The organism is Mesobacillus persicus (assembly GCF_900109925.1).
Lineage (GTDB): Bacteria > Bacillota > Bacilli > Bacillales > Cytobacillaceae > Mesobacillus_B > Mesobacillus_B persicus.
The window spans coordinates 48,328-62,171 of record NZ_FOBW01000002.1 but is presented as its reverse complement, the minus strand read 5'-3'; the positions used below and the strand labels follow the sequence as shown (position 1 = coordinate 62,171).

The 13,844-nt window shown below is 39.6% G+C and carries 16 protein-coding genes; 9 read left to right on the top strand and 7 right to left on the bottom strand.

Going from position 1 to position 13,844, the window contains the following annotated elements; translation table 11 throughout:
• The first annotated feature begins 317 nt into the window (after positions 1 to 317).
• The 3 genes from cccA (at position 318) to BMX30_RS02880 (ending at position 2,600) form a co-directional block, all read left to right on the top strand.
• Positions 318 to 680 (top strand): cytochrome c550, encoded by a 363-nt coding sequence (gene cccA, locus BMX30_RS02890; RefSeq protein WP_090741030.1) that lies wholly within the window; start codon positions 318 to 320, stop codon positions 678 to 680.
• Between the two features lie 115 nt (positions 681 to 795).
• Entirely contained in the window at positions 796 to 1,488 is a 693-nt protein-coding gene (locus tag BMX30_RS02885; RefSeq protein ID WP_090741028.1) for a tRNA (adenine(22)-N(1))-methyltransferase, read from the top strand.
• Positions 1,485 to 2,600, top strand: a complete 1,116-nt coding sequence (locus BMX30_RS02880) for a Nif3-like dinuclear metal center hexameric protein (RefSeq protein WP_090741026.1) — start codon at positions 1,485 to 1,487, stop codon at positions 2,598 to 2,600. Before BMX30_RS02885 ends, BMX30_RS02880 begins: the two co-directional genes overlap by 4 nt.
• A gap of 436 nt (positions 2,601 to 3,036) precedes the next feature.
• On the opposite strand, the gene BMX30_RS02875 is transcribed toward BMX30_RS02880, so the two are convergent.
• Both BMX30_RS02875 and vrrA read right to left on the bottom strand, forming a co-directional pair.
• Positions 3,037 to 3,984, bottom strand: a complete 948-nt coding sequence (locus BMX30_RS02875) for a 4-hydroxy-3-methylbut-2-enyl diphosphate reductase (RefSeq protein WP_090741024.1) — start codon at positions 3,982 to 3,984, stop codon at positions 3,037 to 3,039.
• Positions 3,985 to 4,236: 252 nt separating this feature from the next.
• The gene (vrrA, locus tag BMX30_RS02870) at positions 4,237 to 4,857 is read right to left on the bottom strand and encodes a VrrA/YqfQ family protein (RefSeq protein ID WP_090741022.1); all 621 of its coding nucleotides are present in this window, start codon (positions 4,855 to 4,857) and stop codon (positions 4,237 to 4,239) included.
• A gap of 237 nt (positions 4,858 to 5,094) precedes the next feature.
• Here vrrA and BMX30_RS02865 point away from each other — a divergent pair, with 237 nt between their 5' ends.
• Positions 5,095 to 6,411, top strand: a complete 1,317-nt coding sequence (locus BMX30_RS02865; protein WP_090741020.1) for a DEAD/DEAH box helicase — start codon at positions 5,095 to 5,097, stop codon at positions 6,409 to 6,411.
• A gap of 24 nt (positions 6,412 to 6,435) precedes the next feature.
• Positions 6,436 to 7,329: a deoxyribonuclease IV gene (locus tag BMX30_RS02860; protein ID WP_090741018.1), complete on the top strand. Its 894-nt coding sequence runs from the start codon at positions 6,436 to 6,438 to the stop codon at positions 7,327 to 7,329.
• A gap of 49 nt (positions 7,330 to 7,378) precedes the next feature.
• Here BMX30_RS02860 and BMX30_RS02855 read toward each other — a convergent pair whose 3' ends face one another.
• Positions 7,379 to 7,645, bottom strand: coding sequence for a DUF2624 domain-containing protein (locus tag BMX30_RS02855; RefSeq protein ID WP_090741017.1), 267 nt, complete (start codon positions 7,643 to 7,645; stop codon positions 7,379 to 7,381).
• 154 nt (positions 7,646 to 7,799) lie between these two features.
• Between BMX30_RS02855 and BMX30_RS02850 the strand changes: the two genes are divergently transcribed.
• Genes BMX30_RS02850 through zur form a run of 3 tightly spaced genes read left to right on the top strand, consistent with a single transcriptional unit; the run spans position 7,800 to position 9,848 of the window.
• Positions 7,800 to 8,576, top strand: a complete 777-nt coding sequence (locus BMX30_RS02850) for a metal ABC transporter ATP-binding protein (protein ID WP_090741015.1) — start codon at positions 7,800 to 7,802, stop codon at positions 8,574 to 8,576.
• Positions 8,573 to 9,415 (top strand): metal ABC transporter permease, encoded by an 843-nt coding sequence (locus BMX30_RS02845; protein WP_090741013.1) that lies wholly within the window; start codon positions 8,573 to 8,575, stop codon positions 9,413 to 9,415. The genes BMX30_RS02850 and BMX30_RS02845 overlap by 4 nt, the downstream gene beginning before the upstream one ends.
• A 13-nt stretch (positions 9,416 to 9,428) precedes the next feature.
• Positions 9,429 to 9,848 carry a zinc uptake transcriptional repressor Zur gene (zur, locus tag BMX30_RS02840; RefSeq protein ID WP_090741011.1) on the top strand — a complete coding sequence of 140 codons (420 nt, stop codon included), beginning with the start codon at positions 9,429 to 9,431 and terminating at the stop codon, positions 9,846 to 9,848.
• A gap of 203 nt (positions 9,849 to 10,051) precedes the next feature.
• Here zur and BMX30_RS02835 read toward each other — a convergent pair whose 3' ends face one another.
• On the bottom strand, positions 10,052 to 10,618 hold the full coding sequence (locus BMX30_RS02835) for a hypothetical protein (protein ID WP_090741009.1): 567 nt from the start codon (positions 10,616 to 10,618) through the stop codon (positions 10,052 to 10,054).
• Positions 10,619 to 10,776: 158 nt separating this feature from the next.
• Here BMX30_RS02835 and BMX30_RS02830 point away from each other — a divergent pair, with 158 nt between their 5' ends.
• A complete protein-coding gene (locus BMX30_RS02830; RefSeq protein WP_244532493.1) occupies positions 10,777 to 11,289 on the top strand; it encodes a DUF4190 domain-containing protein in 513 nt (170 codons plus the stop codon).
• 57 nt (positions 11,290 to 11,346) lie between these two features.
• On the opposite strand, the gene ispG is transcribed toward BMX30_RS02830, so the two are convergent.
• The 3 genes from ispG to BMX30_RS02815 all read right to left on the bottom strand — a co-directional run bounded on the left by ispG (position 11,347) and on the right by BMX30_RS02815 (position 13,755).
• Complete coding sequence (ispG, locus tag BMX30_RS02825) at positions 11,347 to 12,435, bottom strand: flavodoxin-dependent (E)-4-hydroxy-3-methylbut-2-enyl-diphosphate synthase (protein ID WP_211482051.1); 1,089 nt, start codon at positions 12,433 to 12,435, stop codon at positions 11,347 to 11,349.
• Between the two features lie 111 nt (positions 12,436 to 12,546).
• The gene (locus BMX30_RS02820) at positions 12,547 to 12,873 is read right to left on the bottom strand and encodes a hypothetical protein (RefSeq protein ID WP_090741005.1); all 327 of its coding nucleotides are present in this window, start codon (positions 12,871 to 12,873) and stop codon (positions 12,547 to 12,549) included.
• A gap of 96 nt (positions 12,874 to 12,969) precedes the next feature.
• Positions 12,970 to 13,755 (bottom strand): DUF1189 domain-containing protein, encoded by a 786-nt coding sequence (locus tag BMX30_RS02815; RefSeq protein ID WP_090741004.1) that lies wholly within the window; start codon positions 13,753 to 13,755, stop codon positions 12,970 to 12,972.
• Between the last annotated feature and the right edge of the window lie 89 nt (positions 13,756 to 13,844).

Sequence of the window (13,844 nt, the reverse complement as noted above, 5' to 3'; positions counted from 1 at the left end):
ATCCTTTTTATTTCACACTAATGCCCCTTAGGATGGATGTTATTCACTTTATATACTAGTTCTCTTTGTGTTTAACACTATCTACAGTTATTTTACTGAATTGTCTCTCACTTTGCAAATACCCTTTCGATTATTTTTCCATTAAAAGGATGTTATAGGCTGGTAATATCTCCTTGATTCCCAAAAAATTGTCTAAATTGTGTATTAGTGTGATAAAGTTTACTTTTTTACTTTTCCTTAGAACGTTTTTCAAGTAAAATAAAGTTGTTTGCAATAGTTATAAATATTTTATAACTTATACATAAGGAGGGGTATAGATGAATCGAAATCCAATTATTCCATTTGTAGTGATCATGGTCTTTGGTATTGGTCTAATGTTTTTCCTTTCTTTTAAAGGTTTAGGGGATGCTGAACAGATGGCTAAAGAAAGTGAAGAAGGTGGCCACACAGAGGAAGTGGCTGATGCAAGCCCAGAGGAACTATATCAACAAAGCTGTATTGGTTGCCACGGTGACCAATTACAAGGTGTCTCTGGTCCAGCTTTAACAGCAGTTGGTAGTAAGCTCTCACAAGAAGAAATTCAGGATATTCTTGTAAACGGTACACCTGGTGGAATGCCAGGAGGTCTAGTAGCTGGAAATGAAGAAAAAGTGGCTCAATGGCTAGCAGAAATGAAATAATGTATGACCATGTCCTTTGCATCTGCAAAGGACTTTTTTTATACTAGACTAAGTAAGGAATTCGGAGGGCCAAAAAACGGCAGACCGGGTATTAAAGAAATTAGTGGGTGACGTAATGAACACAGATAAACTTTCAGATAGATTGGCGGCAGTTGCTAATTATCTCCCTCACGGCTGTAGGATGGCGGATATAGGTTCGGATCACGCCTATTTACCGTGCCATATGGTCAAAAAAGGGGCTGTACGCTTTGCAATTGCGGGGGAGGTAGCAGAAGGCCCGTTTCAATCTGCTATGAAGCAGGTGCAACTTGAGGGGCTTACAGATCGCATTGTAGTGCGCAAAGGGGATGGACTTGAGGTTATTGAACCTGGAGAAGTTGATTGTATTACAGTAGCCGGGATGGGGGGGACTCTCATAGCCAGTATTCTTGAAAGTGGAAAGGATAAACTTGGCGAAGTGACAAAGCTTATTCTCCAACCGAATGTTGGGGCGATGGCAATTAGAAGATGGTTAAGTGCTAACGACTGGAAGCTTACCTCTGAAACCATTTTAAAAGAGGATGGTAAGATTTATGAAGTGCTCGTTGCCGACAAAGGTGAAAGTAAATATACCGAGGCAGAGGTGTTATTTGGTCCCTATTTATTAAAAGATAGAAATGAGGCCTTTCAGGAAAAATGGGAACTTGAAAAACAGAATTGGCAAAGGATTTTAAGTCAGCTGGAACAAGCAGAACAAAACGAGGCTACAGACGAGAAAAGGCTTGAATTGGAGAAGAAAATAAAAATGGCAGAGGAGGTTCTTTCGTGAAAAAGGTAAATGGCCACGAGGTCATTCAGCTATTTGAACAGTTCTCTCCGAAGGTTTTTGCGGTAGAGGGAGATAAAATTGGATTACAGATTGGCTCGTTGAGTAAACCTGTAAAAAAAGTGATGATTGCCTTAGATGTGCTCGAGGAAGTCGTGGATGAGGCGATTGAAAAAGGCGTTGAACTTATTATCGCCCATCATCCGCCTATCTTCAGGTCGATGAAAAAAATAACCGAAGAGACTGCCTCCGGTCGAATGATAACGAAATTAATTAAACATGACATAGCCGTGTATGCTGCTCATACGAATTTAGATGTTGCTAAAGGGGGAGTAAATGACCTCTTAGCAGGTGCATTAGGTTTAAGAAATACTGAGGTTCTCGTGCCTACTTATGAGGATAAATTGGTGAAACTTGCCGTATACGTTCCTGAAGAGAATGCGGAAGAAGTGAGAGAAGCGATCGGAAATGCTGGAGGTGGAGCGATAGGGGACTATAGCCATTGTTCTTTCTCAGTAAATGGGACTGGGCGCTTTCTCCCAGGGGAGTCAACGAATCCCCATATCGGTGAGAAGGGACGGTTTGAAGCGGTAGGAGAAACAAGGATTGAGACTATTTTTCCTAAGAGTTTAGAAAAGAAAATTCTATCTGCGATGTTTAAGGCTCATCCATACGAGGAACCTGCTTATGATCTTTTCCCACTTGAGAACAAAGGGGAAGAACTAGGGTTGGGAAGGATTGGAACGGTTGAAGAAATGAGTTTAGGCGAGTTTGCAGAGCATGTAAAAAATGCATTAGACGTTTCAGCTGTACGTGTCGTTGGCAATTTAGAGGATCGAGTTAAAAAAGTAGCAGTGCTTGGTGGTGACGGGAACAAGTATTACTCTCATGCGAAGTTCCGCGGTGCAGATGTTTATATCACCGGAGATATTTATTATCATACTGCTCATGATGCAATGATGGCTGGCTTAAACATCATTGATCCAGGTCATAATGTCGAAAAAGTGATGAAGACTGGAGTGGCAAACATCCTAGCTGATCGATGCCAGGAGAAAGGATTTGAGGTTGAGTTTATCTCCTCAGAAGTGAATACAGATCCTTTTATATTTATTTAAAATACAGCGTCTTAAACACAGGGGATTAAGTCATAAAAAATGCCTGACCAAACATTATCTCTCCTCGCCTTAAATTAAAAAGGCTTTTCCTTAATTGAATACTAGCCAAAGTAAAATAAGCGGAGATTTTTCGGTTATATTCAGAATGCAGTTCGTTTCGTGGCATATAAGGGGAGATTTTCCGATTATGCAATTAAAAATCACCTATTTTCACGTTTTTCGAGTCAATAGTCGGAATTTCTCCGTTTATTTAAGCTATTTTCGATGCTATTTACCAAATAAGCGGAATTCTTCCGTCTATTGTCTATAATTGTAAGTGTCAAAGAAGGCGGTAGGAATAACGATATGAGCAGGGCAAATTCCAATAGGGTTGTCCTGCTTTTCCTTTATTCATTTGGATAAAAATAAGAAGTGTCCCATCGGACACTTCTTAAATTTAAACGGTTGTTCTCTTGACTTTAGGAAGAATCTTATTAAGCGGGACCTTTTTCTCTGTGGTCCATGTTGCTTCATCTTCTGGATCATATTGCTCTATGAAAGTAATAACTTCTTTCGTGATCGGTGTCGGGGTCGAGGCTCCTGCTGTGACAGCAACTGTCTCTGCGCCCTTTAGCCATTCAAGTTTAAGTTCGGAAACATCCGCAATCCTGTAGGCGTTCGTTCCAGCAATCTCCTGGGATACTTGTGCTAAGCGGTTGGAGTTGTTACTCTTTGGGTCGCCGACGACAATCAATACATCGGCTTCTTTCGCTTGTTCAGCAACCGCTTCTTGGCGAACTTGAGTAGCCATACAAATTTCGCGATGGACTTCCACAGATGGGAATTTTTCCTGGACCTTTTGCATGATATCCGCAACATCCCATTGGCTCATTGTTGTTTGGTTCGTGACAATAAGTTTATCGTGGCCCAGTTGGAGTGCTTCGACATCAGCAACTGTTTCGACAAGATGGACACGACCTGGAGCAACCCCAACAGCCCCCTCTGGTTCCGGGTGTCCTTTTTTACCAATATAAATCACTTGGAACCCCTCTTGAACCTTCTCTTCAATTAATACATGTGTTCTCGTTACATCTGGGCAGGTTGCGTCAATCGTAACTAGCCCCTTCTGCGTAGCTAGTTCACGAACTTCCGGGGAAATTCCGTGAGCTGTGAAGATAACGGTACCGCCTTCAACCTTTTCCAAGATTTCTCTGCGATTATTACCATCTAAGGTAATGATACCCTCATCAGCAAACGCATCTGTCACATGCTTGTTATGGACAATCATACCTAAGATATAGATTGGTCTTGGTAAACTTTTATCAAGAGCCGCGTTTCGGGCAATGACCATAGCATCAACAACGCCATAGCAGTACCCTCGCGGTGAAATTTTAATTACTTTCATTGAGTCATCCTCCTACCAGAAAGCTCTATTTCTATCTCTCTATTATAGTAAACTTAAAAACAGATTACAAAAATACTTTTTTTCCAGCGGGAGTGAGCAGTTGGAATCTGGACTGTTGCCAAACTATGGAAAGAAAAAGGGTCACGATGAAGTAAGCATCGTGACCTTTCAGTAAAGTAATTTATCTACTAAGGGGAGTTATATAAAAACGGATATGCATAATTTACTGACCAACCAATTTTTTGCAGTTGATCAATAAAACAATTTTGGTGTGGATGGTCTTGATGTTAATTTAGGCGACTGTTTTTTTGTTTCAAGGGAAGATGTGTTTTCTTTAGACATGCTAGCCTTTGTTAATTGTGTTGTTTTCGTTGATTTAGTATCTATAGGTAATGAATTTTCGCTACTAACCTTGCTATCTTTTTCATCTTGATCAGGCATATCTTTAAAGCCCCTGTAAAGCTTCCACATTGCAGGAAGATTCCTCACAAGAGGTCCGTATTGCTGGATCATTGGCCCTACTTGCTGGGCTGTTTTCAGCACTTGCTGAGTATTGTTTAAGAATCCGTTAATGGATCCAGGGTTCGCAAGGGTATTAAGAATACCGCCTCCACCGGAAGCTGCTCTAGTTGCTCCCTGTGCGGCTCCACCAAGATTTCGTGCTCCTGCTCCTTTTCCTAAAATCTTCGCAAGAATGCCTCCCCCTTGCTTCGCTGATTGACCCATGCCCATCATGGGGTTCATTCGAGTTTGTGCTGGCCCCATTTGCCTCATAAAAGACCCACCAAAAGGACCTGACCCCTGATTCATAGGTCCTGCCCCAAACATTCCTGGTCCCATACCACGATACGGGCCACCTGGTCCTGGGCGCATATTTTAGCCTCCTTTCGAAATTGCTTCTCCTTTTAGAATATGCATTCACTTATTTTTGGTTTGGATAAAAATGAAACTTAATCTGTTTGAGCATGAATTAGGTGATAAAAAGGTTAAAATAAGCTTAAATGGAGATTTTTGCGATTGTCGATTATAATAACAGGATGGACTTGCACGAGTTAAAAATGAGGTAACCGTTAACTCCAGAAAAATAAGAACGATAAAAGGAGCTTTTTTATGAAATCAACAAAATTTGAAAAATATAATTTTAAGCCGTTTATTCATAAAGCGATTCAGGAACTTGGTTTTACAGAGCCAACAGAAATACAAGAAAGATTAATCCCAATTATTCAAAAAGGCGAAAGTGCGATTGGTCAATCCCAGACAGGAACGGGAAAAACTCATGCTTATATACTTCCAATCATCGAAAACATTAAACCGAACTTAAATGAGGTACAAGCTGTTATAACAGCACCAACAAGGGAGCTTGCTAATCAGATTTATCATGCAGTCCTGAAAATAGTCGAACATGCAGAGGAAGGGGAAAAGTATACGGCTCGTTTGTTTATTGGTGGGACGGACAAGGTAAGAACAATTGAGAAGCTGAAGACTCAGCCTCAAATCGTCATTGGAACTCCAGGTAGGATCAATGACCTAGTTAAAGAACAAGCCCTTCATGTACATAAGGCTGAATTCCTTGTTGTGGATGAAGCTGATTTGATGCTCGATATGGGGTTCATTCATGATGTAGATCAATTTGCTGGGAAAATGCCTGAAAAATTACAAATGCTGGTCTTCTCTGCAACTATCCCAGAAAAGTTAAAACCCTTCTTAAAGAAGTATATGGATAATCCAAAATATGTCCAAGTGGATCCAAAGAAAGCAACGGCTGAAAATATCAAACATGTCTTGATGCCAACTAGACACCGAAATAAAGTTAGCCTCGTTCATTCAGCCTTGAAAGCCTTCAATCCTTATTTGGCGATAGTGTTTACGAATACTAAGAAAAAGGCGGATGAAGTGGCTGATGGTCTTATTGCCCAAGGAGTTAAGGTTGGGAGAATTCATGGAGACCTAAGTCCACGGGAACGGAAAAGAATGATGAAACAAGTCAACGACCTAGAATACCAATATATTGTTGCAACGGACCTTGCTGCTCGTGGAATCGATATCGAAGGAGTTAGTCACGTCATTAATTATGAACTCCCAACTGATTTGGACTTTTACATTCACAGGGTAGGAAGAACAGCGCGTGCTGGTTATTCTGGGATTGCTTTGACCATCCATGAACCTTCAGATGAGGATGCACTTAATAGACTAGAAAAGCTAGGTATTACTTTCCATAACATCGATTTACAAAATGGAGAGATTGTCGAAATCGCTGAACGTCATAAGCGGCAGAGAAGGCAAAAGAAGGAAAATGAAATTGACGTGAAAGCGAAAACGATGGTTAAGAAGCCACAAAAGGTAAAGCCGGGTTATAAGAAAAAGATGCAGGCAGATATTGATAAAATTAAAAAAAGAGCCAAGCGAGTCGAAAAAAGAAAGAAATAGTGGATTTCAAAGGGGGACAAAGGAATGCTTAAAATTGGTTCACATGTTTCAATGAGTGGGAAAAAAATGCTTCTTGCCGCAGGGGAAGAAGCGGTATCCTATGGTGCAAATACATTTATGATTTATACAGGGGCGCCACAAAACACAAGAAGGAAAAAAATTGAGGATCTAAATATAGAGGTTGGTCAGAAATTCTTAAAAGAACACGGGATTGATGAAATTGTCGTCCATGCGCCCTATATCATTAATATTGGGAATACGACAAACCCAGACACCTTTGATTTAGGCGTACGGTTCCTACGGAGCGAAATCGATCGTACAGAAGCAATTGGAGCAAAACAAATCGTTCTACACCCAGGTGCTCACGTAGGAGCTGGAACAGAAGAAGGAATTAAGAAGATTGTTGAAGGATTGAATGAGGTATTAACCAAGAATGACCAGGTTCAAATCGCGCTAGAAACGATGGCAGGGAAAGGCTCCGAATGTGGGAAATCTTTCGAGGAGTTAGCAATGATTTTTGATGGTGTGGTTCACAACGATAAATTATCTGTGTGTTTCGACACATGCCATACTCATGATGCAGGATATAATATAGTCGAGGATTTTGATGGGGTACTTAATGAATTCGATAAAATTGTTGGGATAGAACGGTTAAAGGTCCTTCATATTAATGATAGTAAAAATCCTCGCGGAGCGAAAAAAGATAGACATGAAAACATTGGGTTTGGTCATATCGGGTTTGAAGCATTAAATTATATTGTCCACCATCCACAACTAGCGGAAATACCGAAAATTTTGGAAACGCCGTTTGTTGGTGAAGATAAGAACAGTAAGAAAGCACCGTATCTTCATGAAATTGAAATGTTAAGAAGCAAGCAATTTAATGAGGGTTTGTTAGATAAAATTCTACAAGGATAAACCTATATAAAAAAGCTGTGATGTAGTACATCACAGCTTTTTTGCCTTGTTATTTTTTTTTATCTTTTGTAAACAAGACAAACAGTTTATTCACTTCTTTTGCAGTTTCTGGTCCAGCAATTTTAGCAATCTCCTTAACAAGGACCACACGTTCTTTATCATCGAAGATATTTACCTTCGTACTTCTTAAGTATTGGGCAATCTTATTGGCTTGTGATTTTGTAATTTCTAATTTAAATGGTTCTGCATATTTTAAGAGTTCTTCCCCGGTAATATTATTGACCTTGTGATTTACGATGTTTTCAAATATTTTCATACTCATCACTCCTCATTGTAAGGTATGAGCGTTTCATCCTAATCGTGACCATGATTTAAAAATACATCAAAAGGCTCTATTATTTACATTTTTGCCCCCATGGGTTATACTACGTGAGTAAATCGGAATGATTCTTATTTTGTAGGTGGTTAATGTGAAGAATAATCTTCCAATTATTGAAATAAAAAATGTTTTTTATCGTTATGATCGTGAAAACGTTCTTGAGAATATCAATTTATCAATACAGAAGGGAGCTTTCCTGGGAATTGTCGGCCCAAACGGTTCAGGGAAATCAACCTTGCTCAAATTAATTCTTGGCTTGGTTAAACCTCAAAAAGGGGAGATAAAAATTTTCGGGGAAGACATCCGACATTTTAGAGAGAAACAAAAGATAGGGTTTGTCTCTCAAAAAGCCAATTCTTTTAATACTGGGTTCCCGGCAACCGTATATGAGGTAGTTGCTAGTGGTTTAACAAAAAAAATGGGCTTATTTCGCTTTTCAACTAAGCAGGAAGCCGAATTAATAAAAAAAGTCATTGCATCCGTTGGAATGGAAAGATTTATAGACCGAAACATTGGGGAGCTTTCTGGTGGACAGCAACAACGAGTTTTCATTGCAAGAGCACTTGTGAGTCAGCCGGAGCTGTTAATTCTTGATGAACCAACAGTTGGTGTCGATGCAGAGAATGTTCAAGCTTTCTATGAAATGCTCTCACATTTAAATCAAACAGGGATTACTCTACTAATGGTCACCCATGATATTGGGGCGATCTCGGATAAGGTTACCAATGTTGCGTGTTTGAATAAAGAGTTGTTCTTCCATGGTACATCGCGTGAATTCGAGCAGCAAAAGGTAAAAGGGGTATCTGAGATTTATGGGCATGATGTGCAGCTCTTATCGCATGATCACCACGAGGAGGCACACTCATGATTTCAGGCATTCTTCAATATGAATTTTTGCAAAATGCCTTTCTTGCCGGGATTATAATCGGTGCAATAGCCCCTTTACTAGGGGTCTTTATTGTCGTTCGCCGGCTTTCGTTAATTGCAGATGCTTTAAGTCATGTTACACTTGCTGGAATTGCAGCTAGTTTATTTCTTGGAAAATATTCAACCTTTTTCTTAGGTCTGAATCCACTTTATATGGGAATGGCTTTTTCAGTTGGCGGGGCTGTATTAATTGAGAAACTACGTACGGTATATAAGCATTATCAAGAGCTTGCGATTCCAATTATCCTCTCTGGAGGTATTGGACTAGGTGTTATTTTTATCTCACTTGCAGACGGGTTTAATACAGATTTATTTAGCTATTTATTTGGAAGTGTTAGTGCTGTAAGTAGGGTAGATTTATGGACAATTGTTGTAATAAGTGTTTTTGTTATCCTTACAATTATTTTAATTTATAAAGAGTTGTTCCTACTTTCCTTTGACGAGGAATACGCGAAGGCAACAGGAATCGCTGCAAAGACCATTCATTTTATTTTTATTGTCATGGTTGCATTAGTCATTGCTGCATCAATGAGAATTGTTGGGATTCTACTTGTCTCTTCGTTAATGACATTGCCGGTTGCAGCGAGTATTCGCATTGCTCGAGGCTTTAAGCAAACCATTTTCTATTCCGTTCTCTTTGGTGAAGCTTCCGTTTTAGGTGGCCTGTTTCTTTCGTATTATTTAGATTTAGCACCAGGTGGCACAATTGTTATGATTGCCGTGTTCATTTTAGTGGTTACTGTCTTGATGAAAAAGCTTTCTTCAGGAAGAGCAATATAATGGGGTGAGTGAATTGAATGTAAATGAAGCAATGGATCTCTTGAAGGATGCCGGGTATAAACACACAGGGAAAAGGGAGGAGATGCTTCAGCTTTTCTCTGATCATGAAAAATATCTAACAGCCCGAGATGTGTTAGACAAGTTAAAAATACATTACCCTGGTTTAAGTTTTGACACTATTTACCGGAACCTCTCTGTGTTTGTTGATTTGGGAATCCTAGAAATGACTGAGCTTTCAGGCGAAAAACATTTTCGATTTGCTTGCTCACATCAAGCGCATCATCATCATCATCATTTTATCTGCTTAGACTGTGGAAAAACAAAAGAAATTGAAACTTGTCCGATGAGTGCGCTTAGCGAAAGTTTAAAAGGGTATGATGTGTCTGGACATAAGTTTGAAATTTATGGAAAGTGTCCGGAGTGTTTTAGTTAAAAGGCTTCATTAAACAAGTAAAGTTGGTTTCCACTCCAGGCGCTTGTTTTCGCGGGGCGTGCGGGTGATCCAGTCAGTTGCAGCGCCTAGCCCCTTGAGTCGCTTCGGTCCGTCAGTTGAAGTCAAAGAACGACCACAATATCTAATATCAGGGTTAACTAAATAAAAAAGAAAGGTCCATCCGATGGGGATGGACCTTTTAATTATTTCTGTAGCCAGTTATTAACCCAATTATTGGCTTCATACCAATTATTCACGCGAATCACACCTTCTGGAATGGGATCCTGATTATAGGGAGTATTGAATAGGATGACTGGAATTTGGCATTCTTCATGAATGGTCACGGCATTATCGTGCTTGTCTTCAAAAAAGATGTCTACATTATATTTTTTCGCTGATGCCACCTTATCATGGCTACCTATAAGTTCTATATGATCATAATCAATGTTATGGACATTAAACCATTCAGCCGTAACGTTGAGCAACTGCTGGCCTCTTGCACTAATGAAAAACAACTCATTTGTTTTTGCCCAATCATCTAATATTTCTTTTGCTCCTTTTGCCATCGGAGAGTTCGAATAAATCTTTGGCTCATTTTTTGTAAACCATTCAGCGAATTCTTCTTTGGATACGGAAACAAGGGGCATTAAATCATATTGTTTTATATCTTTAAGTGAAATATTTAAATTAAATGCTTCATTTAAAAAAGGAACCATGGAAGCTGGGCAAGTAACGGTTCCGTCGATGTCGATACCAAAACGCTTTGTCATTTGTTAATCTCCCCTGTTAAAATTCTTTTCCCTGATAATCTTACCAGATGATTGGAACCGTTTGAAGAAATATCTGTCCTTTTTAGACAGATATTGACATCGTAAAAAGTTGCTTTCTCGCAGACAATATAAATGCTCCACTATGAAAGCGAGGGATTATGATGGCAGACGAAAATCGAAACCAGGATAAACCCGAGTATTTGAACGAGCCTGAACAAAATATGCTTGATAACGACATTAATAAAGAAGGTACAGGGGCTTCTGCTACTACTCCGTTAGGATTAGCCTTGCCCCGAGAAAATAACGTTGACTATAACCAAGTATCGGGAATGAACACAGCTTCTCAAGCGGATATGTCTCAAGAGACAGAGACGAGCTACCGTGAGGAAACGGCTGCTGAGATTGCAGCTCCTGTCAGCTTAGGTCGTGACCGTGATGTAGAAACAGGAGACCAAGAAACGATGAAAGCAAGAGCTGGTATTGTAGGCATTTCCGCTCTGGCGATTTCAATCCTTTCATTGTTTGTTTTACCTGTTGTTCTTGGCATAACAGGTGTTGTTCTTGGTTTCATTGCGAGAAATCGTGGTGGAGCCAAAGGGCTAGCTACCTGGGCAATCGGAATAGGTGCTGTTTCGATTATTATTGGGATGTTTGTTTTGCCGTTTTATTGAGTTCACTTCAAAGGGAGCAAAAAAAAAGGCCCGGGTTTCCGGGCCTTTTCTAATATATTATTTTCGTTCTGCCATTTCAATAAGTTTTTCTTCAGCAATTTTATCGATTTCTTTTTTTAATTCCTCAACCAATTGGTCTTCTGGAACTTTCCTTACCGTTTTTCCGTGACGGAAAAGCAGACCTTCCCCGCGAGCCCCCGCAATTCCGATATCAGCTTCGCGAGCTTCACCTGGACCGTTAACTGCGCATCCTAGTACAGCAACCTTAATAGGTGCTTTTATCTTTGAAATGTATTCCTCAACTTCGTTAGCAATTGAAATCAAGTCAATTTCGATTCGACCACATGTCGGACAAGAAATAAGTGTAGCCGCATTAGCAGCGAGGCCAAATGATTTTAAAAGTTCTCTGGCCACTTTAACCTCTTCGACAGGATCCGCACTCAAGGAGATACGTACAGTGTTTCCAATTCCTTTACTTAGGATGGCTCCAAGTCCTGCCGCACTTTTTACTGTACCAGCAAACAGTGTGCCCGATTCGGTTATTCCGAGGTGTAGAGGATAGTCAAAGGCTTGCGCAGCCTTTGTGTAAGCTTCAATGGCTAGATTTACATCTGATGCCTTCATAGAAACAATAATGTCGTGGAAATCTAAATCCTCAAGTATTTTTATATGATGCAGGGCGCTTTCAACCATGCCGTCAGCAGTAGGATACCCATATTTATCTAGTATCCGTTTTTCAAGTGATCCGGCATTGACCCCGATACGAATAGGGATCCCACGTTCTTTTGCTGCTTTAACAACAGCTTCAACTTTCTCTCTTCTTCCGATATTTCCTGGATTAATTCTGATTTTATCAGCGCCGCCTTCAATTGCTTTTAACGCTAATTTATAGTCGAAATGGATGTCGACGACCAAAGGAATATTGATTCGTTTTTTAATTTCAGATATAGCATTGGCTGCCCGTTCGTCGGGACATGCTACTCGTACAACCTGGCATCCAGCTTCTTCTAGACGCAATATTTCAGCAACAGTTGCCTCAACATCATGTGTTTTGGTTGTCGTCATACTCTGAATGACGACTTCATTGTTGCCACCGATTGTTAAATTGCCCACGCGAACAGGGCGTGTTTTGGTACGGTGTATTATTTCACTCAACAGTGATTCGCTCCTTTAAGAAAAGAAATTCAAACATATCCATTTTTATTTTATCAGGCTATAGTCAACCTTGACAAGAAAAGTTCACTTTTGTAGCCTTTGCTATTGTCCTTGGGGATACTCGGGAAACTTATAGGTTTTTCCAATATTAATGGCTGTTGGTTCAATATTGTTGTTTAAATCCTGAAAATCCTCAACAGCTTTTGTAATAGATACAGGAAGCGGTCCATCTAAGTTTTTTTCTAATACAGACAAAACCGTATCCCCTGGAAGAATTTTATATTCAAAGTAGGGGACGCTTTCCTTAACGACTGTTTTGGCTTCAATTTTATTGGTACTAACTGCTGTTGGAAGACTACCGTAACTAAGATCATTGTATATAGAAAACAATATGAGAACAATAAATAGGAATCCTGCTAGTTTTTTCATTGAACAATCCTCCATCGTAAGGTTTGTCCATTTATATGCATAAAACACTAGAGTTAGAACAAAAAACTGCATCCATATTTGAATGCAGTAGGACCATTATTCATTATCAACAAGTTCGGGTTCTTTTGAGTGTGGTACTTCTTGAATCGCAAGAAGTAGCACGGTAAGACTGACGAACCAATTTATTAAAGACCCGAATGGTACATGTACCTGAAGCAAAGACATGATTGTAAAAAAGACAGTAGGGAGTGTTACACTGTAGGCAGCCATTCGCCAAAGATGTCGATATTGAAGGGGTTTCCCAACAAGATTTTTAAGGAGGAGACCAAATAAAGCAATAATGGAAATTTCAATAAACCCAATGCCACTAGTAAAAAGGTAAATAGCGAGAGAAAAAATGGGCAAAAATATTGCTAAAGCTGAATCTGAGCCGTCAATGAAAGTTTCAATTTCTTGCTTAGTAGTGGTTTGTGCTCCTAGCATAGAATAAGGGATGGAATTTGCTTCTCCACCTGCAATTAACACCATTTCTTGCTTAAGAAGAGCAAGGGTATCTCCTGTTGTCACATTCGAAGTATCCATCGTTCCGGACGAGTCGAAGATAATTGAGAAATCTCCTTTAGTAATCAGAATTGGCTCATTTTCTGTGGAAGTAAGCAATCCGTTCTCAATTTGAAAATCCGGGAGATCTTCTTTTATCGTTTCCTCTATCACACTTACAGCTTCTTTAATTGCTGTGTTTGAAAAATAAATCGTAGGAAAGACGGATATTGCTGAAAGTAAAAAGACATATAAGATGGTTTTCCCAATTCCCTGTAAACGGAATGATGCGATGTCTTTTGGTGAGTAAATGCTTTTAAAAAACTGAACAAAAATATTCATGGAACCACACCCTTTATCATAATTAACGGGTTTAATTGTATCTTGATAGGTAAGGTTTCACAAGTTAAATGGATTTCCTTGTAATAATT